Below are 23,320 nucleotides of genomic sequence, written 5' to 3'. Positions count from 1 at the left end.
ATGCCGGATTATCAGCGCATCAAGAAAGAACTCGAAGGTATCGCCATCGAAGACAATCCGGCGCTCGTGCGTCAGAAAAGTCGAGACTTCTACTGGTATTCGCCGATCCTCAAAGCGCAACTCGACAATGTCACCGCCGATCTCGTCGTCACGCCGAAGACCGAGGAAGAGGTGATCCGCATATTGAAGGTCGCCTACGCGCATGACGTACCCGTCACGCCGCGCGGCGCCGGCACCGGCAATTACGGCCAGGCCATGCCTCTGTCAGGCGGCATCGTGCTCAATCTCGCTGCGATGAACAAAGTCAAGGAAATCCATCCGGGCCGCGTCGTCTGCGAACCCGGCATCGTCATCGCCGAGCTCGATCGCCAGACAAAGGCCCATTCGGGCCAGGAATTGCGCTTCCATCCATCGACCGCGCAGACGGCGACGATCGGCGGCTTCATCGCCGGTGGCTCTGGCGGCGTCGGCTCGATTACCTGGGGCGGCCTGCGCGATCTCGGCAATATCCTGCGCCTGCGCGTCGTGACGATGGAGGCCGAACCGCGCGTTCTAGATCTCACCGGCTGGGACCTGACCAAGGTCAGCCATGCCTACGGCACCAACGGCATCATCACCGAGATCGAAATGCCGCTCGCGCCGGCCTATGATTGGGTGGACGTGCTGGTCGGCTACGACGATTTCATGGACGCCGTGCGCTTCTCCGACGCGCTCGCCAAGTGTAACGGCATACTGGTCAAGGAAATCGCGCCGATCGCAGCCCCCATTCCCCACGAATATTTTACCCGCCACAAGCCTTATATCCGTGAGGGTCAGTCGATCGTGGCGCTGATGATCGCGCCGCATTCGATGGATCCTTTCGTCGCTTTCGCCATGCAGCAGAAGGGCGAAATCACCTTCCGTTCTGACAAGGTGGAGAGCATGAAAGGCATCCCGCATGCCTATGAGCTTGCCTGGAACCATACGACCTTGCGCGCCATCAAGGTCGATCCGTCGATCACCTATCTGCAGGTGCAGTATCCGGGACCGGATCATGTCGCCAAGGTCCGGAAGATGGTGGAAATCTTCGGCGACGAAGTGCCCGGCCATCTCGAGTTCATCAAGTTCGACGGGCAGATCCAATGCTCCGGCCTGCCGCTGGTGCGCTATACGTCCGAGGCGCGGCTTGAAGAGATCATTAGGATTCATCAGGACCATGGCTGCCCGATCTTCAATCCGCATCGCTATACGCTGGAGGAAGGCGGCATGAAGCAGACGGATGCCGTCCAGCTTGCCTTCAAGAAGGAAACGGATCCGAAGGGTCTGCTCAATCCCGGCAAGATGATCGCGTGGGACAATCCGAATTTCGATTTCAAATCCGGCAAGAACTATCTCTTCCCCGGCCTTGCAGCGCTGATGGAGGCTTCATGAAGGTCCTCGTCCTTCATTCCCATCCGCTCGAGGAAAGCTATGGCGCAGCGCTGCACAGGCAAACCATCGAGAGCCTGAAGAGCGCCGGACACGACGTCGACGATTGCAATCTTTACGCGGAGGGTTTCGATCCCGTACTGTCACGCCAAGACCGTGTGATCTACCACGACTATCCCAACAATACCGAAGCAGTGAAATCCTATGTCGAGCGGCTGCAGCGCGCGGAATCCCTGGTGATCGTCACGCCGGTCTGGAACTTCGGTTTCCCGGCGATCCTCAAGGGTTATTTTGACAGGGTCTGGCTTCCCGGCGTCTCCTTCGAACTCGTCGACGGCAAGGTGCGCTCAAAGCTGCAGCACATCCGCAAGCTCGGCGCGGTTTTGACCTATGGCGCCGACCCATTCCGCGCCTTCATTGCCGGGAACCCGCCAAAGAAGATCGTCAAGCGTGTACTGCGTGCGCAGATCAAGCCCTTCGCCCCGGTCGTTTTCCTCGCCCACTACGACATGAACCGCTCGACCGACAAGACGAGAGGGCTTTTCCTTGAAAAGGTGAAGCGGGAAATGGCGCGCTTCTGAGATTGAGATGCGCGTGTCGATAGGCGGTTTCCAAGCATATCGGGGTCGGTTCCGGCTGGGGGCGACACTCTGAGCAGATTGTAGCAGCTCGCTGGTAGGAGTGGCCGGTTTCGACCCTATTGCGGACATTTGGCCACTTACCAGCGCTGCCGATAACCTGCCATCTTCGGTGGCGTGGAGAACCTCCGAAGACACAGTTTTTTCGTGTTCCGCGGGGGCGAAAGCGGACTATAATGTGATCCTCTTGATACAGGATGCCCGGCTTGCGCGGGGCATGACTCGACCCGGACGGCAGAGTTCCATGAAAGCCAACGAAAGATCGCTCGCGCGCCGCGAGCCCAAGCAGGAACGCTCCAGGCATTCAGTGGAGGCGATCCTTGAGGCGGTCCAGCGGGTGGTGAACCGGCATGGCGCCAAAGCCATCACCACCAACCGCATCGCCGAAGCCGCGGGCGTCAGCATTGGCTCGCTCTACCAATATTTCCCTGACAAACAGGCCATCTTCGCAGCCTTGCATGACCGCCATGTTGACGACGTAAGGCGCGTGATGACGCGCGCGATGGCCGACTGCGCAACTGCGTCGTTCAAGGACTTTACACGCGAGTTGGTTGAGGGGCTTGCGGACGTTCATGCGAAAGATGCCGACCTGCATGAGATCGTCGCGGCTGCGGTGCCGGAAGGGGCGCATAGCTTTAAAAGTGCACTCCAGACCACGTTAAGCAGCATGATTTCGCCGTCCGAGCTGGAACGCTATACCCCCGAGGCGACGCAACGGATGCTCTTCATCCTTCCGAATTTGATGGAAGCGCTGGTGCATGGAGCCACTGACCGGAGGCTGTCGGTCATCTCGCGGCATGACGCGAAAGGCGAGGCCATCCGAACGGTCCTCGCTTACGTGAACTCGTGTGAGGGTGGTCACCTCGGCTTCTAGCGAAAGGCGCCGGCATTCTCTTCGGCCCACCGACCAAACGAGATAGGCTTTCGCCCGATGACCTGCGTCACGCCGTCCGAGACCGTCGCCAATCGCCCCTCGCGGACTGCGCGCCAGATGTCGACGAGAGCGTCGGCATAGGGTCCTTTGCCGGCCCAGGCGACCACACCCGCACACGCCTGTCTGTCGGAGATCTCCTCAAACTGGATGGGCTTGTCAATGGCTTTGCCGATGGTCGCAGCCATTTCCCCATAACTCAGCGCCTCGGGACCGGTGATAACCAGCGACTGGCTATCATAGTCGCGTGTGGTAAGAACCGCGGTTGCGACATCAGCGATATCGTCCGGGTGAATGAACGCGATCCTGCCATTTCCGGTGGAGGTCCGCAGCACGCCTTCTTCACGGATGGAGTCCGACCAACCAAGCGCATTCAGCATGAATCCGGCGGCCTGGATGAACGTGAACGCCACACCGCTTTCGCGCACGGCAGCCTCGCCGCGCGCATGCCACGGCCCGGTCCCCACGCCGGTGTGCACATCCAGCGTCGAAAGCTTGACCAGATGCCCGACCCCGGCGGATTTCGCCGCGAACGCAACCGTGCGGTCGCGGGTATCGAGATCCGGCCCGTCGCTCACGAGGAAGACGCCGTTTGCGCCATCAAGCGCGGTTGCCAGCGACGAAGGCGCCTTGTCGAGGTCACCCACATGGATATCTACTTGAGCTCCAAAGAGCGCCTTTGCCTTCTTCGCATTGCGTACGAAAACCGATGGGCGCTCCCCACGAGCGATGAGGCGCTGGGTGACCCGCGACCCGATGTTTCCGGTGGCGCCGACGATCAAATACTTCATTTGAGGGTGCTCCAGCCCTTGATCACCTCAAGCGCCAGCTGCTTCTGTCCTGCCAGCGTCAGGTGCAGGCCATCCCCCATCAGGAAATCGCTCCGGGGTGGCGTTCCCAAATTGGAGAAAGCGTCAATCACTGTGCCGTCGAAATCGCGGATGATCCCGGCGACGCGCGCAAGGTTCTCGTTGCAGAAACGAACCCCGAACCGGGCCAAACCCCAGTGCTCGGCGACTCGCTCCTCATTGACGGCAGGCGGCGTAATCCAGACGCAGCGCGCCCCGGTTTCTCGTGACACGCGTTGACGCAGCTCCGCCACGTTGCGCGCCGTCTCTTCATGATGGACGAGGGTCTTCGTAGGGTGAGGGCCTTGGGTTCGGGCGTCGTTGGTGCCAATGAGGAAGAGGATCAAGTCGGGCTGCTGGCCGATGACCTCGCCGATGCGGACCAGCCCATGCGTCGTCGTCTCGGCGGCAACCGCGCTGATCGAGAATGAAACGCCGTCAGCGGCACGCCTCGCCGCCAGGAGCTCACCGAGAATGACAGCCCAGGATTGCGGGTCCGACGTCAGGCTATCGCCGAACGCAACGATCTTAGCGCCCTTTGGCACGTAGAGCCGGTCCACCAACGAGGCGCAGGATGGGTCGGCCAGCACTTCGCCCGCAGCTTCTTTCGCCTCCTCCTTCATCAAGTCGAGTTCAGCGGAATAGACCTCCTGCGGCAACCCAACCAGCGCTGCATGAATTTCCGGGGAGATGCCGGCGCCCCCGGGCAGCGAGGCCAGGGTTCGCTCGGGTTGCATGACCTTCAAGAGCCAGCGTATCTGTTCGGTCGACATCGGTTTGCGGTTCCGTCTGTTTTGAATGGACAGGAGGAATACCAAGCCATGTCGTGAGTGTCAGCTCGCGTTGTCAGACCCGTAAACTACTGAAATGACAATGAATCTGCGACGGCTCCGGCGCGCTGCTCAGATATTTCGATCAGCTCATATCCGCCGTGACGTTCCGGTCGCGCCGGAAACACCCAAAACCGTCACCTGATCGCCTTCGACGACGAAAGCAATCGACGCGGCGCGGCGGTAGCCGACAATACTCAGCCCCGGCACCGACCCCTTACATGGCCAGCGCATATGATGCCTGCTCCGCCCGCAGATGCTCAAGCATCCGCGCGATCCCCTCCTCCAGGCTGATAGAGGGGGTTAGTCCATAGGAGCGTTGCAGCGCCGTATCGCCGCAGCGGTAGAAAACGCCTTCCGGATGGCTCGATCGTCCGATGACGGCAGGCTGCCAGCCGATCTGCCGGCTGATGGTTTCGGCCAATTCGATGAAGGAGGTGGCTATGCCGGTCGAGAGATTGAGGCTTGCGCCGTCGGGCAGCAATTCCCGCGTCTGCCAGATAAATTCGATGCAGTCGGAAATGTGGATGAAATCGCGGCGCTGACGGCCCGAGCCCCAAACGAAGACTTCCGCCGCGCCTTCTTCCGCCAGCAGCCGGCGACAGATCGCAGGGAAAGGATAGGCGAGATCCTGATCTTCGCCATAGCCGCTGAACGGCCTGTAGGCGATGGCCCGCCTGCCATAGCGCTCGACATAGAGTTTCATCAGGTATTCGCCAGTGAGTTTTGCCCATCCATAGCTAAGGTCCGGCACGCCGACGACGGCGTCGAAATTGATCATGTCCTCCGACAGCAGCCGGTGATTGTCGACGGTCTGCAGCGATACGGGATAGGCCGCGCTGGAGCTGAAGAATATCACCGAACCCGGTTTGGCGCGTGACGCCCACTGCCATAGTTCCGCATCGACCGACAGATCCTCGGCGACATCAAGCGCCCGCGTTTCCAGCGTCACACGGCCACCGACCAGCGCCGCCAGATGGAAGACATAGTCAAAATGCTCCGGCATGTGGGTGAAGAACGTGCGGCAGTCCTCCTGGCAAAAGCTGAAGCGGGAACGCGCAAAACGCTGCCACAAATCAGGATGAAGCGCCCCTGTTCCTTCAACCAGTGAATCGACGCAGACGACATCCAATCCTTCGGCAAGAAGCCGCTGGATCAGATGTCGGCCGACGAAGCCGCAACCGCCAGTCACCAAAGCGCGCATTATTGTTCCCCCCAACCTAATGTTCCGAAAAGCTGCCCCGCCCCATATAGATGTCCACCATGCGGCGTCCCCATTCCGCTCTGCCCGGCGCGATATGCTGGCCGAGGGCCAATGCCCCCTCGCTCAGCCTCCGCATCAGCCGGTCGTCATCGGTCTGCGCCAATTTCTCCGCCAGCGAAGCCACATCGCCGCTCATGAAAACCAGACCCGCGCCATGCTTTTCGACCTCTTCGGCGATCAGCGCGTTGCTGCTGACGATGACCGGGATACCGGACATCAAAGCCTCGGCCGCGACTAGGCCATAAGGCTCGGGCATGCGCGACGGCATGACGAAAACACGCGCTTCGCCGGCGATCTTCGTGACCTCTTCGTCAGTCAGCCAGCCGGGCACGAAGCAATGCGGTAAGGCGCGCTGCATCTCCGCAAGCAAGGGTCCCCGCCCGATGAGTGTCGCGGTTCTGCCCGTCTGGTTGAGGGCATCGGCCAGCGTCCGCACTCCTTTTTCCCAGCACATGCGGCCGAGAAAAACGGTGCGGCGGTTGCGCCACGCCTCCACCGGCGCCCGCGTCAACGGCTCCGTCGGCGTGCGCAGCGTCGTGAAGTGCTGCAAGGGGCCGGTGCGCAGATGCGCCTCCATGTTTTCGTGGGCCAGCACAATATTGACGCGGCTCCAGAACTCCTCGCCCACACCCTGCTGCGTCAGGGTGCGACGAAAACGCCAGAGCTTGTGGAAATAATTGCGCTTGTCGCAATTGGTCGTCAGGCAGGCGGCAGACAAGGGTTTGATATCGCAAACGTCGCCGCTGTGGAAATTGATAAGCCCCCCGTTCGGACAGTTCAGGAAGAAATCGTGCGCCGTGACGATGACTTTGACCTCATGCTTGGCAAGCGCATAAAAGATCGACGGCGACAGAATCTGGGACCAGCCGTGCACATGGACGACGGTCTCCTCATCCGACTCCAGAAGCAAACCCTCCATCGCCTCATGAGCGCGCCGATTGTAGTTTTTCGCGAGGATATCGCCGAACGCCGGGCCTTCCCGAAGGGGCCGCTCGCCAAGCGCAACCGTGCGGATGCCGGCGAACCGCGGCTTGAGGCCTTCGCCGTCATCGCCGACCAGTATGGCGCAGGTCAGGCCCGCATCCCTGCTTGCATCAAGACATTGCAACGCCACCTTGGTGGCGCCGCCGCGAACTGTCGAAACGTCATTGACAAGGATGAGACGCATGAGATCGGCAACTCGTCCGCTTGTGTTATCTGGGCCGAACGAAAGAAACCGCCCTCTCACGTTCACGCCAGATACATAAGACGCCCTAATACAACGGCATTTCAATTCATCCATTCGCACGAGGGCATCCCGCTTTAAGATTGAATCCACAGGATTTCATCGATTGAAAGGACAGGGATCCCGCTAGCGCGTGCTTACCTTTGCACGCGGTTCTGCTGAGTTGTTCGCGCTTGCGAGAGGATAGCGGGATCGATTGATGGCCGACACCGTGCGTGGAAGCACGTGAGCATACGTTTAAGCCAAACTCAATGTGATCTTTGGAGCTGGTAAATCGGTTGGGACGGTCAATCCGCTGAACCCAAACCAAGCGCTAACGCGCGACCTGATCCGGCGATTTGACAGAGATGCCGAACGGTAAGAAGTGCTTAAGGTTGGCAGTGATCACCGTAAGCTTATGAAGGTTCGCCGTTCCCGCAATAATGGCATCGGCAGCGCCGGGAATGTGCCCAGCGATGACCGCTTTTGCTTCCAGCCTACCCGATTCAAGAGCGACATCCTTGTCGACTGGCAAAATGTGATCGCCATATCCGGCAATCAGCCCCTGCAGCCATGTATGAATCCCGGCAGCCTTTGCCTTCGCACCTTTTGCTTCCAATAACCGAACGCCTATTTCGATCTCATGCACCGTCATGGATGAAAGATAAATTGCGTCCAGCCGGTCCTGCTCATCCACCCAATCAGCGAAAGCGTTCGATGCGCTAGCTCGGGATGGAGCGAACATGGAGATGGCATTGGTGTCGAGAAGAAAGCTCACAGATCAACCTCGCGAGAGGGCGCAGGATTTCTGGAGAAAATGTCGTCAGCAGGATCAAGATCCGCCGGAAAGGTCTTCAGATATTGAACGAGGCTCGGGCGGTCTTTCCGGATCGCCCTTCTTGCCTCCTCCGCCGCTTTCACACTGACGACGACAGCCGCCGCACGTCCATGGCGCGTAATCGTCACAAACTCTCCGGCTGCAGCCTGATCAACGACATGAGAAAACGACGTCTTGGCATCTTTTAAACTGATTGTTGGCATGGCTTGCTCCAAAACTAGTCACATGTGACCTCTTTTTAAGGGTATACCTCTACGAAATCAAGGCACAGAGTTGCGCCGATCCAGTCTCATCCCCTCACCTTCTTGACGGCGATTTCCATTTCCTTGAATGGCCGGCGAAAGGTCGGCACGCGTTCTGTAACGTCGGGAAACTCGCTGAACGGCTTGTGCGGCTCGGCCTGATACCAGAAGGCGACCGAGGAAATGTCGTCGGAGCGGCGATTGGCATGGCCGTGCTCGATCGTCACACGGATGTGCTTCTGGAAGATTGCCGGATCCTCGATATGCCAGCGATAGAGCGTGACCGGTTCCGTCCAGTTCGGACCGCCTGCGGCGATGATGCCGTGATAGGGCGCACTATATTCCTGCGTCGGGCACCATGCGGTATTGAAATAGTCTTCCGTGCCGGTGCCGTGCAGCGTCGGCGGCCAGGCATCATTGGCGCCGGGCGCGGATTCTGGCCGAGGCTCGATCAGCGCTGCCTTCGGCCCGATGCGCGGATCGGGCTTGCGCACCGTGTCCGGCACCGAAAGCCCCTGCTCGCCGTCGATGAAGATCATGTCGTCGCCTTCGCCGTACCAGTCCCACACATCGGAACGGCGGCGAGAATAGACGCTGTAGAGAACGCCGGCATAGTGGCCGCGGCCCTCGGCCTCAAGGATCGTATAGTTTTCCTTGCCGTCGACATTCTCGCCGCCAAAGAGATATTCCTCGTTGGTGAGGCCCGCATCAGTCATCCCCTGCGGCCGCGATTGTCGATATTGTGCATGGAAACGCCCCATACCCTCTTCGAGCCTCTCATACAGCTCGAGGTCGACATAATAGTAGAACAGAAGGTCGTGTTCCGCCTCATTCGTCACCGTCAGCTTCATATGCGAGCCGAAGGGCATCGGGAAATAGCAGTTGAACGCCTTGCCGTCCTCCGGGCTCGCCTGCATCGGCAGGCTGGCATAGTTTGCCGTGCGGCCGTGGCCCATGCCGAAGAAATCGCCGATCGGGGCCTCGATGCTCGGCTCCGTCTCAGCATCCCAATAAGCGCGCAGTACGATCTTGCGCAGGAAATTCTCGCTCTCGCAGGCAAGTGTGGCCCAGATATGGGTGACGATGCCGGCACCTGAATGTTCGGCGATGATCTCGGTCTTTCCCGGCTCGATATGGAAGCGGTCGTCATTGCCGCCGGTGCGGTCGTAACTCGAAAAGCGGCGCGTCTTTGCCTCACGCAGTTTTGCAAGCCCGCGAAGCGGTGAAAGGCTAAGATTGCTCATGAAGGTCTCCTGTCTTGAAGGAAGACGGCTATTTCAGGCCGCTGGTCTTCAGCGAATCCATGATCTGCCGCTGGAAAATCACGAAGAGAATGAGGGTAGGAATGGCGACGATGGTGGAGGCCGCCATCATGTAGTTCCAGGATGCCGAATACTGGCTCTTGAAGTTGGCGATGCCGACCTGCACCATCCAGAGGTTCGGATTGGAGGTGATCGTCAGCGGCCAGAGGAAGGAATTCCAGTTGGCGAGGAAAAACAGGATGGCGAGCGCCGACATGATCGGCCGGCTCAAGGGCAAAATAACGCTCCAGTAGATGCGCCAGTAGCCAGCGCCATCGATCACCGCGGCTTCCTCGATCTCGCGCGGCAGCGAAAGATAATATTGCCGCAGCAGGAAGATGCCGAAGGCATTGAAGATCGCCGGCACAATCAGGCCCGCATAGGAATTGATCATGCCCATCGCCTTTACGATGATGAAGAGCGGTACGATGACAACAGGCAGCGAGACGAGAAAAGTCGAGAAAATCGCCAGGAAGATGATCTCTCGTCCGGGAAAGCGTAGGCGTGCGAGGGCATAGCCCGCCATGGTGTGGAAGAACAGCGCCACGATCGTCACCGTCGCCGAGACGAAGAAACTGTTGAGCATGTAGCGGATGAATGGCACGCCGGTCAGCACATAGATGAAATTATCGAGCGTCGGCGCTTCCGGTATCAACGATGACGAGAAGGATTCGGCGGCCGGCTTGAAGGCGATCGACACCATCCAGAGGAGCGGAAACAGCGTCATCAGCGCCAGTATGGCTGATATCAGCATCCACAGGCAGCGCACTAGCGTTACCTGCGACCGCGCGAAATACGCATTGGAAGCTTCATTCCGCATGATCGAAGCGTCCTCCACGCGTGACGGCAAAGAAAATCGCGGTGACGGCCATAAGAGCAATAACGAGGATCGACGACATTGCGGCCGCATAGCCAAAGGCACCGAAGGAGAAGGCCTGCTGATAGATGTAGACGATCAGCACCGCCGTCGAATTGGCGGGGCCGCCCTTGGTCATGACATAGATGATGTCGAAGGCCTGGGCGCCCGCAACGGCGGCGACCATCGACACCATGAAAACGAAGAAGCTGGTGGGTTTCAACAACGGCAGCGTGATGTAGCGGAAGCGCTTGACCGGGCCGGCGCCATCGATCATCGCCGCCTCGTAATATTCCTTCGGTATGTCCTGCAGGCCACCGAGGAAGATCAGCATATAGAAGCCCATCAGGAACCAGACGCTGACGAGAACGACTGTGATCAGCGCGAAATTCGGATCGCCGAGGAAGGAGATCGGGGAAAGGCCAAGGCTCACCATGGTCTGGCCGACGACACCGATCTTGTCGATCACCATGAATTGCCAGACAAGCGCGACGACCACGAGGCTCACCATGTTCGGCGCAAAGAACATCGAGCGGATGACGGCATTGAAGCGATTGGTCTGCTGCACGAGAAGCGTAAGCCCCAGGCCCGTGACAAAGAGCGACGGCACAAGCATGACGGCATAAAGCGCGGTCACCCTCGCTCCCTTCCAGAACAAGGGATCATGCCACATGCGGATATAGTTCTTGGCGCCGACGAAATTATAGCCGCCAAAGCCGTTGACCTCGTAGACACTCAGCACGAGCGACAGAAGCATGGGCACGCCGAGAAAGAGAAAGAGGCCGAGCGCATCGGGCAGCACAAAGAGATAGCCTGCGATCCACTCGCGATGCCGGGCGGAAAGGCCTTTGCGTCTGCCATTCGCATGGCTTGTCGTTATGTCCGCAATTGTCGTCATGATCTCGCCCCGGAAAGAGAGACGGCCGCTTAAGCTGGCTGCAAAGCGGCCGAGGGTCTTCTTAGAGGATCGGCGCGCCGCTATAGGAGCCAAGGAACGCGTCGAGCTGCTGCGAGGCGGAGGTCGCGGTCGCCTGAGGATCGGCGCCGCCGAGCTGCGTCTGCTGGATCGCGTCGGAAATGATCTTGTAAACCTCCGGCGGCACGCGCGGTTCGGCGCGCGCGCCCGGATAGACGTTGGAGGCAAATTTGCCGATCATTCCGGTCTTGAAGGCATCGCCGCCTGCAGCAAGCGCGCTTTCGCGCGGCGGCATGTCCGACTTGCCCTTGGTGCACCAGTCGGCGACGCGCTGAACCGAGTCCTTTTCCTTGGAGGCCAGCGCCCAGGCGCAGAACTGCGCCGCAGCATCCGGGCTCTTGCCCTTGGCATTGGCGACGAAGGCCCAGCCGCCACCGACGGTCACATATTTGCCGTTCGGCGGCGTCGGCAGGCGGAAGACGCCATATTTGAAATCCTTGGCATTGCTTTGCAACTGCGAGATGCCCCAGATGCCGACATTCTGGATGGCGCAGTAGCCAGAGGCGAGGTTGGCGACAGTATCATTCGCACCGCTGCCCATGACCTGACGCGGTGCTGCTCCCGAATTGATGGCATCCTGCCAGAACTTCAGCGCCTGCACGGTGGCGGGTGAATCGAAGGCGCTTTTGCCGTCCTTGCCCTGGAATTCGCCGCCGCCCTGCCAGAGGAAAGGATACCAGGTGAAATTCTGATAGTAGCCCGGCTGGGTCTCGAACAACACGCCGAAACGCTTCGGCGTCGTCAGCTTCTTGGCGAGTTCGAGCAGGTCGTCCCAGGTCTTCGGAACATCGCTCTCATTCAGTTTTGCTTCTTCGAAAGCCTTGACCGAATAGTACATCGCCATCGGCTCGACTTCCATCGGAATACCGTAGACCTTGCCGTCGACCATACGGTTGGCGATGACGCTCTCCGGGAAGTCCTGCTTCGCATCGATATGGGGCGTCAGATCCTGCAGGACGCCACCATTATAGTAACGCAGGAAGTCGCCGGGCGAGATGAGGAAGATATCCGGCCCCTCGCCCGAGGCAAAAGCGGTCGCGAGCTTCGGTCCGTTGATGTACTCGGCGTTCGGGACATATTCGAGCTCGACTTTTTGCGGATGGGTGTCGTTCCAGGCCGCGACCGCCTTCTCGAACCAGTCGATCTGGCTTTTGACCGGGCCGCCCGGTGCATAGAATTGCCAGAATTTCAGCGGCGTGCTCTGCGCGCGCACGGCCATGCGGGAAATATAGGGAAAGCCGCTCAAGCCGGCAGCAGCCCCGACGGCGAGGACCGCGCCACCCTTGAGCACGCCGCGACGGGTTGCGGCGATGATGAACTTGTCCTTACCAGTCATGACTTCCTCCCTTTTTAAGCCGTCACCGCACTCCTCCCGGGTGACGACACCTCAATTCATGCGGTATCGAAGGCGTGCAGATTGCAGGGGATCACGTCCGAACGCGCAGGTCCGGCATAAGCTCCCGAAATCCTCTCCAGCAGCATCTCTGTTGCGCGATGGGCAAGCAGCGACGGCGTGTTGCCGACTCTCGTGATCCGTGGCCTGATATATTCGAGCTGCGGCTGATCGCCGAAAACGGCAATGCCGATATCATCAGGCACATTGATGCCGCGATCGAAGAAGGCGGCGAGCGCGCCTGCCGCCATCAGATAGTTTCCGAAGAAGATCACCGACGGGAGATTATCGCGGTACTTGGCCAGAAGCCAATCGACCGCCTCTTCCCCTGACGGACCGAGATAGCTCCCCTCGCGCCGCAGCTCGGCAATCGACTCGACGCCACTATCGCGCAGGCCCTGTTCGAAGCCGGCAGCGCGCGCCATGGCCTCGGCAAAGAAGGACGGGCCGGTCAGATGCGCGATCCGGCGATGGCCCTTCTTGGCCAGATAGGCTCCCATCTGGTAGCCGCCGCCGAAATCATCGATCTTGACGCTATCGACCGCCTGGTTCGGCAGGTCGCCGATGAAGACGGCCGGCAGATCGATTTCAAGCAAGGCGTCATGCATGCCGTGCAGCGCGAAATCGCCGACGATGAGGCCATCGATCCGCCGGCTGCGGATCTGGCGGAGATAGTGCTTGCCATGTTCCTGGGAATGTCCGCCCGGGACATCCGTGTTGAAGATCAAAAGATCGATCCCGATGGCTTCGAGATCGGACTGCGCCGCCTGCACCATTTCCGGGTAGAAGGGGTTGCGAATATCCGGGATCAGCATGGCAACGAGATTGGTGCGGCCGGTCCTGAGACTCTGGGCCATCGGGTTCGGCACATAGCCCAATTCCGCGATCGCCTCCTGGACACGCCTGCGCAAATCCACCGACACGCGATCAGCATGGTTCAAGACATGCGACACGGTGGTCGGCGAAACTCCGGCGCGCTTGGCAACTTTAGCAATTGTCGTCATGCACGCAGGCTATGGCATGATAAATCGATTTGCAAATGGTTTTGCAAATCGATTTACATATTTTCGAAGATGCATCTCTGCGGCTTTGTGCAGGGTTTGCGCAATCCTTCGAATGGCGGCGGCGCGCACCCCAATATTCGTCGCCAGTTGCTAGTGGACATTGGGGATCTTCACGACTGCGGCGAAATCTTCCGCCACCAGTTCGCTGATCGCGATCAGGACCTCCTCGGCCGTAAAGCCGGCGGCGATCGTGCTATGAATCAAATCCTGCAGATCGGGCTCGATGACGTCACGGCAATCTTCGAGCCGCTCGTCCGAGACCGTGATATTGTTCAATTCTTCCATCTCTCGCCCTTTTCAGAAGATTTTCCGCGGCCGGCTCAATGGGCCGGCCGCCATTCAGTTGTTATCGAGCTGAAACCCGTCGCTTCGCAGCCGGCAGAAGCCCCTCGCGCTGCAGCTTCTTGCGCGCAGCCTTGCGCTGCCGGGCGACCGCCTGTGCTTTTTCGCGAACCCGGCGCTCGGAAGGTTTTTCATAGGCGCGACGCTCCCTCATCTCCCGAAAGAGGCCTTCCCGCTGCATCTTCTTCTTCAGGGCGCGCATGGCCTGTTCGACATTGTTGTCTCTGACGATGACCTGCATCTTTTTCTCCTTGTTGTCGTTGTTGAATTCAGCCGAGCTGCTCGGCAATGATGGCCTGAAGCTCCTGCTTCGTGAGAAGGCAGGGATATGGCTTCCAGTTCTTGTCCGGCCGGTTGACGGCTTCGCCGCGCTCACGCGGCTTTACCGCCGCCAGCGCGGCGGCAGTGTTTTGCATGTTCAATCGAAGTCCTTGGCCGCCCGAGGCGGCGAAATGGCTCGGCAGCGCTTAGCGCACAAAATTATCGACGTCCTTGAAACGTCTGCCGTAGCCGCGTGTAAAATGTGGGTGATGGCCAAAAGATAGGAAGCGCCCGGTCGCATTACAAGGCAAGGCGCGTAATGCAGTTGAAAAGCGGAGGTGAGAAACCGCCCTCCGCCGCAACCGAAAGCCTAGGATTGCCCGCGCGATCTCAAGCGCGGCAACCTACCGTGATAGCAGAGGGTGGCAAGAGGCTGACCGCAACAATCGCGATCTCAGGCTCAACTCGGATATGACCCGCCATATATATATATATGGATTGCCGTCTGTGTCATATGACACTATCTTTCAGCCGGGCACATTGACAACAAAGGAGGTTGCCTATGTCATCGCGGGACGCCTGATCCAGCAATACCAAAACTTCTGCCTTTCCAGAGGCATCGACTTCGCACGCATCGAATCCGTACGGCCGCACGATCATACCACGCTCTTCTGCAGCGCTGGGATGCAGCAGTACAAACAGCTCTTCTCCGATCCCTCCCACATTGGAACCGTTGCCAACGTGCAGGCCTGCCTGCGAATGGGTGATCTCGACGAAATCGGGGACGGGACGCATTTCCTTCATTTCACGATGCTCGGTCTCTTCTCTTTCCGAGAAATGACCGTCGGCGACGCCATCGATTTCTGGATCGAGTTTCTCGGCTCGCTTGGCCTGGTGCCAGACCATGTCACGATCCATCCGGACCGCTTGGAGGAATGGTCACCGCTTTATCGAGACCGCATCCCCATCGTACCGGATGCCGAGTGCGTCTGGAGCGACGGCAGCGTCAGCGGATACTGCACCGAGTTCTACAAGAACGGCATTGAGATCGGAAATATCGTCAATCCGCTCGAGACCTGCATCGACGTCGGTTTCGGTGCGGAACGTCTCGACATGATCTTGAACGGCACGCCGCCGGGCGATGCCTTTGGCACGCTAAGCGATACCGTCATGAAAATCGTCGAGAGCGGCTATCGGCCGGGAAACAAGGAGCAGGGATATGTGTTGCGAAAACTCCTTCGCCGTATCCATGTGATCGGCGGAACGCTGGACCACCCCTATTTCGAGCAGGAAGTCGAGCGCCAGCAGCGGTTGCATTCCAAATATCTGCGTCTTCGCGACAAATATGACGGGATGAGCCCGGAATGGTGGTTCGACACGCACGGGATTGACCTTTCCGACGTGCAGGCGACGAGGCCAACCTAGTCTGACCGGTTATGGGAGCGGCGAAGGAGATCGCGTGGGCGGTTTCATCGCCGCTCTATCGCCTCTCGTCGCACGGCCCACTGACCGTACGCATGCATCGCCGCCATCCGGCGGAAATGGCCGAAGGAAAAACCGCGAGCTCGTCGATTCATTTCAGCGTGCTTGTATTGCCAGCACTGGTTGCTTTGCGATAGACCCGTTCCATCTCACCTGTGTTCAGATTCTCCGGAGCATTCAAAATGCGTCTTGAACCGCAGCAGCGAATTTATGTCTGCTTTTTCCTCTTTGCGGTGTCGATGGGCGCGTTGCTGTCGCGCCTTCCCGACCTTCAGGACGCCTTGCAGATCAGCAAATCCGAGCTCGGTCTGACGCTGATCGGTGCGGCTATCGGCGCGTTGATATCGCTGACGTTTGCATCACCGATCGTGGCGCGCCTCGGCGCTCGTAAGACCGCGTTCGTTACCGTGCTCGGCACCTCCGCCTCGCTTGCCCTCGTACCATGGATGGGCGCGGCTCCGCTGGTCTTCATCGTCCTGGTCTGCGAAGGCTTGCTGGCGGGCGCTCTCGAAATCAATCTCAACGTCGAAATCGATCGCATCGAGGCGCAGCTCGGCCGGGGCGTGATGAACCGGGCGCACGGCTTCTGGAGCCTCGGCTTTTTCGTCACCGCTCTGGTATCCTCGGCGGTCCGGCAGGCAGGCGTTCCGATGCAGCTGCATCTCGCCCTGACATTCGCCTTTGTCCTGATCGTCGGCCTGCTGACCATATCAGGCATGCGGAATGCACCGGCGCGCCAGACGCATGACCACGCGGACGCAGGCCATGTCGCGCTTCCGACGCTTGGCCTGCTGCCCCTGTGCGTGATCGGGATCGCGGCATTCCTGGTCGAGGGCGCCGGCATCGACTGGTCGGCGATCTATATGCGCGATGTCTTCCATGCCGAGCCGTTCATCGGGGGTCTCGGCCTGACGCTGTTCACCTTCTTCATGGCGCTGGCGAGATTGTTCGCGGATCCGTTTGTCGATCGCTACGGCTCCCGCGCGGTTGCGCTCTTCCTGCTCATTCTGTCGACCGCCGGGCTTTGCGCCGTCTGGCTCGCACCCCATCCCAATGTGGCTCTTATGGGATTTGCCTTCATGGGTGCCGGCTGCAGCGCGGTCTATCCGCTGGCGGTTTCCGCCGCCGCACAGCGCCCCGACCGCCCGGCGCATGTCAATGTTGCCGCTCTCGGGCAAATGTCTTTCGTCGTTTTCTTCCTGGCCCCGCCGCTGCTTGGATTCGTTGCCGAACATGCGGGCATTCGCACGGCCTATCTCGTGTGCATCCCCGTCATCCTTGCAGCCTTGGTGGGTATCGGGTCGCTCTCGGCGCGCCGCAGCGCCTTTGCGACCACTTAAAATTCGCGGATCAAATCAGGCATCGGCTTCACAGGTTCGACCTGCGAAGCCGGTTGTCTGTGGAGGGGATACGCCATACAGTTCCCCTCTCCCGCAGGCGAGCTCGGGGCATCGCTCGCCTGCGAGGCTTTCACCAGCCAAGAAGCCAGAGCCCGTTTAACGCAGCGAGCGGAATGCCGCCCGAACCTCGTTGGTGAAAATTGCCGGCTGTTCCCAAGCGGCAAAGTGGCCACCATTTTCGGTCTTGTTGAAGTAGATCAGATTGCCGAAGGCACGCTCCGTCCACGACTTGGGTGCCTGATAGATTTCTCCCGGAAAGACACTAACCGCGACCGGCACGGAAGGGATCCTTTCGAGAGCGTTGAAATTGTTGGTGTGGTCTTCCCAATAGATCTGGGCTGCCGAGGTACCCGTCTCCGTGAACCAATAGAGAGAAATATCATCCAACATCTCGTCCCGAGTGAGAACCTTTTCCGGCTGCTTGTTGCTATACGTCCACTCGGCGAACTTGTCATACATCCACGCGGCCATTCCGATCGGTGAATCGACGAGCGAGTAACCGATCGTCTGCGGACGCGTAACCATCATTTGGGCGTAGGCAGCGCTATCTCGGTAGAAAATCGCCAGCTTGTCGAAGCAGGCGCGTTCGTCCGCAGTGAGACCTGTGGGCGCAGGGGCACCTGCAGCCAAGATCGGCACAATTTCTTTTGGAACGATTGCAGGCATGTTGAGATGAATGCCCAGCAGTCCGGGCACTTTTTGATGCGCCATGCGCTCGGAGATGACCGAGCCGCAATCACCGCCTTGCGAGACGAATTTCTCATATCCGAGCCGATTCATCAGCATGCCCCAGGCACGGCCGATGTGATCGGAGCCCCATCCACGGACGCTGGGTTTGCCGGAGAAGCCGAAGCCGGGGATCGACGGAACCACCAGATGGAACGCGTCTTCGGCCTTGCCGCCATGAGCTGTCGGGTTGGTCAAGGGATCGATAACCTTGAGCATTTCCAAGACCGAACCCGGCCAACCATGGGTCATGATCAGCGGCATTGCGTTTTCGTGCGGGGAGCGCACGTGAATGAAGTGAATATCCAGCCCGTCGATTTCCGTGATGAACATCGGCAGGGAATTGAGCTTCTGTTCCACCTTTCGCCAATCATAGCCATCGGCCCAATAGCCAACGAGATCGCGCATGCGCTCGAGCTGCATGCCCTGGGAATCATCGGCGACATTTTCCTTGAGCGGCCAGCGTGCCGTCGCAAGCCTCTGTTTCAAATCGGCAATCGCGCTGTCGGGGATATGAACCGTGAACGGCTTGACGCCATCGGGTAAGGCTTCCGAGCCGGCAAAGGACATTGCAGGCTTGAGCAGCGCCGCTGCACCGGCGACAGCAGCCGCGGTCACGAAGGCGCGTCGATTCAATGAAAAGGATGAAGGCGACATCAGGAGCTCCATATATTGGGGAGGTTTGTTGAATGCCGCGATGTTTTGCTTTCGGCGTGTATCCCCGTTGTGTCTTCAACCACACCGAATTGTATCCCTCCGTATCAAGACCGAGGAAGGCTACAACGGATTACAGAAGCCGCATTTTCAGGTTCTGCCGGCAAAGGTGAAAAGCACACAAAGCATGGTGCCTCCGGCCGGATAGGCCAAAGAGAGGATGTTCGTCGGAACACAAGGACGCGATCCATAGTCAACACAAGACGCCATCGCGCCTGGAAGACCGCCGACGACAACGGCCTGACAGGTCGCGAACAGGGCCATGGAAGATAATCTTGGGAAATGCGGTCGATCTGATCGTGCGTCGAAGTTGCGCTTTTCGGGGATCAGGTAGCAGGAAAAGGAAAACTTGGCCGCGTCTAACGCTACGAAGGATTAGGCACCTTCACCCATGTCGGGGGCTTGTGTCTTGTCGTCTTGTTGATCGTCTCCTTTAACGTCGCGAACACCTCTTCGGCGGGAATGCCCGGACCCTTATCCTCAAGACTTTTGGTGATCTCGCGGCGAAACAATTCCTCACGCAGGTCGGGATACGCATCCAATTCCATAAATGCCCGCATAGCCACAAACACGGCCTCGGAAGGGTCAAGAAACCGGCCTTGCTCAACTTGTCTCAAAACCCACTCTGCGACGGATGGCACGAGATAGGTTTCCAGCCGCAAACCATGCTCGGACGCTTCACCTTTCAGCGCCGTGGCTTGAGCCCTCTGGGCAGCACGGTATTCCGGTGGGTAAAAATCATCCTGCTGGTTTTCCATATCGCTCACAGCCTCCCCTCCAGGGCCTCAACCGTAATATCCTGCCCACCGTAGAACACACCCAAAACCAGAACATGGGCATCTTCGACCACAAACGCGATGCTTACACTGCGCCGGTAGCCGATAATCCGAAGACCCGGAATAAGGCCATCCCTGACCGTTCCCCGCTTGGGGAATGTCGAAAGTTCCGCAATGAACTGACGGATACCGACAACATAATTCCAAGCCATGAGAGGCCCGGCTTTGTCGTCGCTGGCAAGGTCAAGGTAAAGCTGGCGCAATTCCCCCTCGGCCCGCTCATGCAGGATGATCTTGTATGGTTTCACCCCTACTTGGCTTTCGCCAGCAGAGCTTGATGCTCGGCCTCAAGACGGGTGAAGGCATCGTCAAGGGAAACGCCCATGGAGGGATCACGCTTTAATTCCGCATAGCGGCCCGGAATTTCCTGAGTCAACCAGCGCTCACGGGCTTCTTCCTGATCCTCCAGCAACCGCAAGCCCGCGCGAACAACCTCGCTGGCATTGTTGTAGCGGCCCGATTCAAGCTGCTTCTTAATGAATTTCTCATAATGTTCGTTCAGCGCAAAACTCGCCATGGCATATACCCTCCTGTTCATACCATTATAGGCTGTCGAACCAGAGTTAACAACTGTTATCAACTATTGATACCTTGGTTTCGTTCTCAAATGGCGCTCGGCCACGATGAAACGTTCACCGTAATCTTTCCTCCTCCCTCGATGATCCACCTGGTCTTAAATGATGGGGCGGCTATTCCGGCGGGAGGAGGAGACCTTGGATGGCCGGCCAGATATGAAGAGATCGGCCGGCAATTTCCAACTGCGCGACATTGCCGCGCCTTACGGTGCATAACGCGTGAAGACGTAGTCATGGTCCTTCACATTGGCGACATGGCAGCTGAGACAGGTCTCATGTTGTGCGATATCGACCGGCTTGCCATCGATGAAACGTCCGAAGCCCCAGCCGTGGCTGTCGGGATACTTCTTCGAGTCCTTCACCATGACCTGCACCGTCGTCGGCGCTCCGGGCACCGTTGCCGGCGCAAACTCCGTCGATTGCTTGCGCTTGTAGGCCAGCTTGACCAAGATCGAACCATCGGGAAAAGGCAGGGTCTCCTTCTTGTAGGCATCGATGGCAATATCGTTGCCGAGCACCGCGCGAAGCTCGTCGAGCGGTGGGGCTTCCTGCGCCGGCGCGATGAATTTCCAGTCTCTATAGCCTTCCGGGATGGTCACGCCATAGATCGGCGAGGCATTTTCCGGCGGCGCTGCGGGACCTGCCGATTGCGAAGCGGCGACGCCGACAGCAAGGCTCGAGACGGCAAATGCGCCGAGGAACGCAAGTTTCATTTTGGACTCCTGCCTGACCGATGATCTGGCGGGAAGATCGCGCCACATTGTATCCGCTAGATTTCAGGAAGTAGCCCGATTGTATCGGAGTGTAGTCTCACACAAGAGGCGGCAGGTCGTTACCTGGCTGACGAACCGAACATCAGTCCGCCTTCCCATCGCGCCCGAGAGACGAACGGAACAGCCTTGGCGTCGTTCCGGTTCGTCGCTTGAAAATGTCGTAAAACCGGCTGCTGGAACCGAAGCCGCAGTCATAGGCAATCTGCAGGATGGGCGTCTCCGTTTCAGCAAGCTGCTGCATCGCCCGCGCCAGACGATAGCGTATGAGATATTCGTTGACCGGAATGCCAAGAATGCTGCGGAAGATCGTGTTGGCCGTGCTCGGATGCATGCCGGCAAGCCCAGCCAGCATCGGCAGGCTGACTGGCTCGGAATAACGCGCGTGAATAATATCAGTCAGCGCTTCGGCCCGACGTGCGGCGGCACTGGCGCCTGATGCCGAGGATTGGCGGGTGGTAGAATGATCGCCGATGGGAGCATCGAGGACGAAGCGCCGTATTCTGAGCTTGACCTCATCCACAATCAGCCGGCGCCGGGCCGCATCGCCGAATTGCCAGTCTTCCACCCATTGAGGCAAAAGAACCGCATCGGCGGCATAGGCGCGCGCATCCGCGGAAAACCGTCCTTGCATGATCGACTGTCGAACACTGCGGTCGATCGGCAAACCGAGGAAATCGACAAGCGGAAGATAGATGCAGACGAGCGGCGCATCCGGCGTAACCGCGATCGTTCTATGGGGAACGGCGGCCCAGAAGAGTACCAGCCGCCCCGCCTCGACCTGTTCCTGCCTTCCATTGAAGATGTAGGTCATCTGACCTTCGAGCAGATAGTTCAGCTCGATATGATCGTGCCAATGAGCCGCGTTCATGGCGTCGGCGATGTGGTGCTCGATCATAAAGTCGCCCTGGGATGCGAAAAGAGCGCCCCGCTCGGCGGATATGCGAAATTTTGACATGGTCGCTCGCTCTTACGCGCGAATCTGGGAGTAATCTCTCTATTAGCAGGAGGAAATCCCGATTTGAAAGGTGCAATTGACTCTACAAATATCTCTTGTGGAGGCTTTTCCATGCCAAAGATCTGCCTGATCGGTGCCGGCAGCACCGTCTTTGCCCAGAACATTCTGGGCGACGTCCTTTCCAGCCAAAGCGGTGGCGACTATGCCATCAGTCTCTTCGACATCGACCCGGAGCGTCTGAAAACATCCGAAATCGTTGCGCGGCGTATCTGCGAGGCACTTCAGCTCGACAAGGTGCGCGTCGAGGCGACGCTTGATCGCCGGCAGGCACTGCAAGGCTCGGATTTCGTCATCCTGATGATGCAGGTCGGCGGCTACAAGCCGGCCACCGTCACCGATTTCGAAATCCCGAAACGACACGGGCTTCGGCAGACCATTGCCGATACGCTTGGGATCGGCGGCATCTTCCGCGGGCTTCGCACAATTCCCGTTCTCGACGCGATATGCCGCGACATGGAAGAGGTGTGCCCGAACGCCTTGCTGATGCAATACGTCAACCCGATGGCGATCAATTGCTGGGCGATCAAGGAGATCGCCCCAAGCATTCGAACCGTGGGGCTCTGCCACAGCGTGCAGCACACGGCCGCCCATCTTGCCGACTGCCTTGGTGAGGATGTCGCCAACGTCAATTATCTCTCGGCCGGCATCAACCATGTCGCCTTCTTCCTCAAATATGAAAAGCTGCGTGCCGATGGCAGCCGCGAGGATCTCTATCCGCGCCTGCGCGCCTTGGCGGAGGAAAGGCGTATCCCCTTGGGCGATCGAGTACGTTTCGACGTTCTGAAACGGCTCGGCCATTTCGTCACGGAATCCAGCGAACACTTCTCGGAATATACGTCCTGGTACATCAAGGAAGGGCGTAACGATCTGATCGAGCAGCTTAACATTCCGCTAGACGAATATATCCGCCGTTGCGAGGTGCAGATTGCCGAATGGCATGAATTGCGCCGAGGCCTTGAAGGCGGCAAGCCGATCGACGTTTGCCGCAGCAACGAATATGCGGCCGGCATCATTCATGCTGCAGTCACCGGCCAGCCCGCGCTGGTCTACGGAAATGTCCCGAATAATGGGCTCATCCAGAATCTGCCGGACGAGTGTATCGTCGAGGTGCCTTGCCATGTCGATCACAACGGCATTCAGCCGATCCGCATCGGACGCATACCCTCGCAGCTCGCGGCAGTGATGAGTTTAAGCGTTTCCGTGCAGGGGCTGACGGTCGAGGCGGCGCTGACGAAGAAACGGGACCGCATCTACCAGGCGGCGCTGCTTGATCCGCACACGTCGGCGGAGCTCTCGCCCGATCAGATCTGGAAGCTCGTGGATGATATGATCGAGCAGCACGGCAATCTTTTGCCTGCCTATCACTAGTCCCCATTCTACGCCGAGCAGTAATCCGTGGAGCGC

The 23,320-nt window shown here is 58.9% G+C and carries 27 protein-coding genes; 6 read left to right on the top strand and 21 right to left on the bottom strand.

Translation table 11 applies throughout. The annotated features are described in order from the left end of the window. The 3 genes from CCGE531_RS28350 to CCGE531_RS28340 all read left to right on the top strand — a co-directional run bounded on the left by CCGE531_RS28350 (position 1) and on the right by CCGE531_RS28340 (position 2,919). On the top strand, positions 1 to 1,410 hold the full coding sequence (locus CCGE531_RS28350; protein WP_120670063.1) for an FAD-binding oxidoreductase: 1,410 nt from the start codon (positions 1 to 3) through the stop codon (positions 1,408 to 1,410). Then, positions 1,407 to 1,988, top strand: a complete 582-nt coding sequence (locus CCGE531_RS28345) for an NAD(P)H-dependent oxidoreductase (RefSeq protein WP_120670061.1) — start codon at positions 1,407 to 1,409, stop codon at positions 1,986 to 1,988. Before CCGE531_RS28350 ends, CCGE531_RS28345 begins: the two co-directional genes overlap by 4 nt. A gap of 301 nt (positions 1,989 to 2,289) precedes the next feature. Beyond that, positions 2,290 to 2,919, top strand: coding sequence for a TetR/AcrR family transcriptional regulator (locus tag CCGE531_RS28340; protein WP_162944058.1), 630 nt, complete (start codon positions 2,290 to 2,292; stop codon positions 2,917 to 2,919). Here CCGE531_RS28340 and CCGE531_RS28335 read toward each other — a convergent pair. The 15 genes from CCGE531_RS28335 to CCGE531_RS34485 all read right to left on the bottom strand — a co-directional run bounded on the left by CCGE531_RS28335 (position 2,916) and on the right by CCGE531_RS34485 (position 14,550). Then, a complete protein-coding gene (locus tag CCGE531_RS28335; RefSeq protein WP_120670057.1) occupies positions 2,916 to 3,767 on the bottom strand; it encodes an NAD(P)H-binding protein in 852 nt (283 codons plus the stop codon). The two genes, CCGE531_RS28340 and CCGE531_RS28335, sit on opposite strands and share 4 nt — an antisense overlap. Beyond that, positions 3,764 to 4,597 carry an SGNH/GDSL hydrolase family protein gene (locus CCGE531_RS28330; RefSeq protein ID WP_120670055.1) on the bottom strand — a complete coding sequence of 278 codons (834 nt, stop codon included), beginning with the start codon at positions 4,595 to 4,597 and terminating at the stop codon, positions 3,764 to 3,766. The genes CCGE531_RS28335 and CCGE531_RS28330 overlap by 4 nt, the downstream gene beginning before the upstream one ends. Positions 4,598 to 4,744: 147 nt before the next feature. Next, positions 4,745 to 4,888: a hypothetical protein gene (locus CCGE531_RS34490; protein ID WP_162944057.1), complete on the bottom strand. Its 144-nt coding sequence runs from the start codon at positions 4,886 to 4,888 to the stop codon at positions 4,745 to 4,747. Next, on the bottom strand, positions 4,872 to 5,858 hold the full coding sequence (locus CCGE531_RS28325; RefSeq protein ID WP_245459427.1) for an NAD(P)-dependent oxidoreductase: 987 nt from the start codon (positions 5,856 to 5,858) through the stop codon (positions 4,872 to 4,874). The genes CCGE531_RS34490 and CCGE531_RS28325 overlap by 17 nt, the downstream gene beginning before the upstream one ends. Positions 5,859 to 5,874: 16 nt before the next feature. Then, positions 5,875 to 7,086, bottom strand: a complete 1,212-nt coding sequence (locus CCGE531_RS28320; RefSeq protein WP_120670053.1) for a glycosyltransferase family 4 protein — start codon at positions 7,084 to 7,086, stop codon at positions 5,875 to 5,877. A gap of 370 nt (positions 7,087 to 7,456) precedes the next feature. Next, positions 7,457 to 7,900: a PIN domain-containing protein gene (locus CCGE531_RS28315; RefSeq protein ID WP_120670051.1), complete on the bottom strand. Its 444-nt coding sequence runs from the start codon at positions 7,898 to 7,900 to the stop codon at positions 7,457 to 7,459. After that, entirely contained in the window at positions 7,897 to 8,163 is a 267-nt protein-coding gene (locus CCGE531_RS28310) for a type II toxin-antitoxin system prevent-host-death family antitoxin (RefSeq protein WP_120670049.1), read from the bottom strand. The genes CCGE531_RS28315 and CCGE531_RS28310 overlap by 4 nt, the downstream gene beginning before the upstream one ends. An 86-nt stretch (positions 8,164 to 8,249) precedes the next feature. Further along, positions 8,250 to 9,446, bottom strand: coding sequence for a glycoside hydrolase family 172 protein (locus tag CCGE531_RS28305; protein ID WP_120670047.1), 1,197 nt, complete (start codon positions 9,444 to 9,446; stop codon positions 8,250 to 8,252). Positions 9,447 to 9,474: 28 nt separating this feature from the next. Further along, positions 9,475 to 10,323 (bottom strand): carbohydrate ABC transporter permease, encoded by an 849-nt coding sequence (locus CCGE531_RS28300; RefSeq protein ID WP_120670045.1) that lies wholly within the window; start codon positions 10,321 to 10,323, stop codon positions 9,475 to 9,477. Further along, positions 10,313 to 11,257, bottom strand: a complete 945-nt coding sequence (locus tag CCGE531_RS28295) for a sugar ABC transporter permease (RefSeq protein WP_120670043.1) — start codon at positions 11,255 to 11,257, stop codon at positions 10,313 to 10,315. Before CCGE531_RS28295 ends, CCGE531_RS28300 begins: the two co-directional genes overlap by 11 nt. A gap of 61 nt (positions 11,258 to 11,318) precedes the next feature. Then, positions 11,319 to 12,671, bottom strand: a complete 1,353-nt coding sequence (locus CCGE531_RS28290) for a sugar ABC transporter substrate-binding protein (RefSeq protein ID WP_120670041.1) — start codon at positions 12,669 to 12,671, stop codon at positions 11,319 to 11,321. A gap of 56 nt (positions 12,672 to 12,727) precedes the next feature. Further along, entirely contained in the window at positions 12,728 to 13,732 is a 1,005-nt protein-coding gene (locus CCGE531_RS28285) for a LacI family DNA-binding transcriptional regulator (protein ID WP_120670039.1), read from the bottom strand. A 150-nt stretch (positions 13,733 to 13,882) separates the two neighbouring features. After that, positions 13,883 to 14,077 (bottom strand): hypothetical protein, encoded by a 195-nt coding sequence (locus CCGE531_RS28280; RefSeq protein WP_120670037.1) that lies wholly within the window; start codon positions 14,075 to 14,077, stop codon positions 13,883 to 13,885. Between the two features lie 61 nt (positions 14,078 to 14,138). Beyond that, complete coding sequence (rpsU, locus tag CCGE531_RS28275) at positions 14,139 to 14,375, bottom strand: 30S ribosomal protein S21 (protein WP_120670610.1); 237 nt, start codon at positions 14,373 to 14,375, stop codon at positions 14,139 to 14,141. A gap of 28 nt (positions 14,376 to 14,403) precedes the next feature. Beyond that, positions 14,404 to 14,550, bottom strand: coding sequence for a hypothetical protein (locus tag CCGE531_RS34485; protein ID WP_162944027.1), 147 nt, complete (start codon positions 14,548 to 14,550; stop codon positions 14,404 to 14,406). A 316-nt stretch (positions 14,551 to 14,866) separates the two neighbouring features. Between CCGE531_RS34485 and CCGE531_RS28270 the strand changes: the two genes are divergently transcribed. After that, complete coding sequence (locus CCGE531_RS28270) at positions 14,867 to 15,820, top strand: alanine--tRNA ligase-related protein (protein ID WP_120670035.1); 954 nt, start codon at positions 14,867 to 14,869, stop codon at positions 15,818 to 15,820. A 239-nt stretch (positions 15,821 to 16,059) separates the two neighbouring features. Beyond that, positions 16,060 to 17,217 (top strand): MFS transporter, encoded by a 1,158-nt coding sequence (locus tag CCGE531_RS28260; protein WP_120670032.1) that lies wholly within the window; start codon positions 16,060 to 16,062, stop codon positions 17,215 to 17,217. A gap of 156 nt (positions 17,218 to 17,373) precedes the next feature. On the opposite strand, the gene CCGE531_RS28255 is transcribed toward CCGE531_RS28260, so the two are convergent. From CCGE531_RS28255 to CCGE531_RS28230, 6 genes are all read right to left on the bottom strand, one after another. Beyond that, on the bottom strand, positions 17,374 to 18,660 hold the full coding sequence (locus tag CCGE531_RS28255) for an epoxide hydrolase family protein (protein ID WP_120670608.1): 1,287 nt from the start codon (positions 18,658 to 18,660) through the stop codon (positions 17,374 to 17,376). 422 nt (positions 18,661 to 19,082) lie between these two features. Then, a complete protein-coding gene (locus CCGE531_RS28250; protein WP_245459501.1) occupies positions 19,083 to 19,475 on the bottom strand; it encodes a cytochrome P450 in 393 nt (130 codons plus the stop codon). Between the two features lie 5 nt (positions 19,476 to 19,480). Beyond that, positions 19,481 to 19,801, bottom strand: coding sequence for a type II toxin-antitoxin system RelE/ParE family toxin (locus CCGE531_RS28245; RefSeq protein WP_245459426.1), 321 nt, complete (start codon positions 19,799 to 19,801; stop codon positions 19,481 to 19,483). Positions 19,802 to 19,803: 2 nt separating this feature from the next. Beyond that, the gene (locus CCGE531_RS28240; RefSeq protein ID WP_120670030.1) at positions 19,804 to 20,070 is read right to left on the bottom strand and encodes a type II toxin-antitoxin system ParD family antitoxin; all 267 of its coding nucleotides are present in this window, start codon (positions 20,068 to 20,070) and stop codon (positions 19,804 to 19,806) included. 261 nt (positions 20,071 to 20,331) lie between these two features. Next, positions 20,332 to 20,841: a cytochrome P460 family protein gene (locus CCGE531_RS28235; protein ID WP_120670602.1), complete on the bottom strand. Its 510-nt coding sequence runs from the start codon at positions 20,839 to 20,841 to the stop codon at positions 20,332 to 20,334. Between the two features lie 142 nt (positions 20,842 to 20,983). After that, positions 20,984 to 21,856, bottom strand: coding sequence for a helix-turn-helix domain-containing protein (locus tag CCGE531_RS28230; protein ID WP_120670028.1), 873 nt, complete (start codon positions 21,854 to 21,856; stop codon positions 20,984 to 20,986). A 111-nt stretch (positions 21,857 to 21,967) separates the two neighbouring features. Between CCGE531_RS28230 and CCGE531_RS28225 the strand changes: the two genes are divergently transcribed. Next, positions 21,968 to 23,284, top strand: coding sequence for an alpha-glucosidase/alpha-galactosidase (locus CCGE531_RS28225; protein WP_120670026.1), 1,317 nt, complete (start codon positions 21,968 to 21,970; stop codon positions 23,282 to 23,284). Positions 23,285 to 23,320: the final 36 nt, after the last annotated feature.

The organism is Rhizobium sp. CCGE531 (assembly GCF_003627795.1).
Classification (GTDB): domain Bacteria; phylum Pseudomonadota; class Alphaproteobacteria; order Rhizobiales; family Rhizobiaceae; genus Rhizobium.
This window is presented reverse-complemented; position numbering and strand designations above follow the sequence as displayed.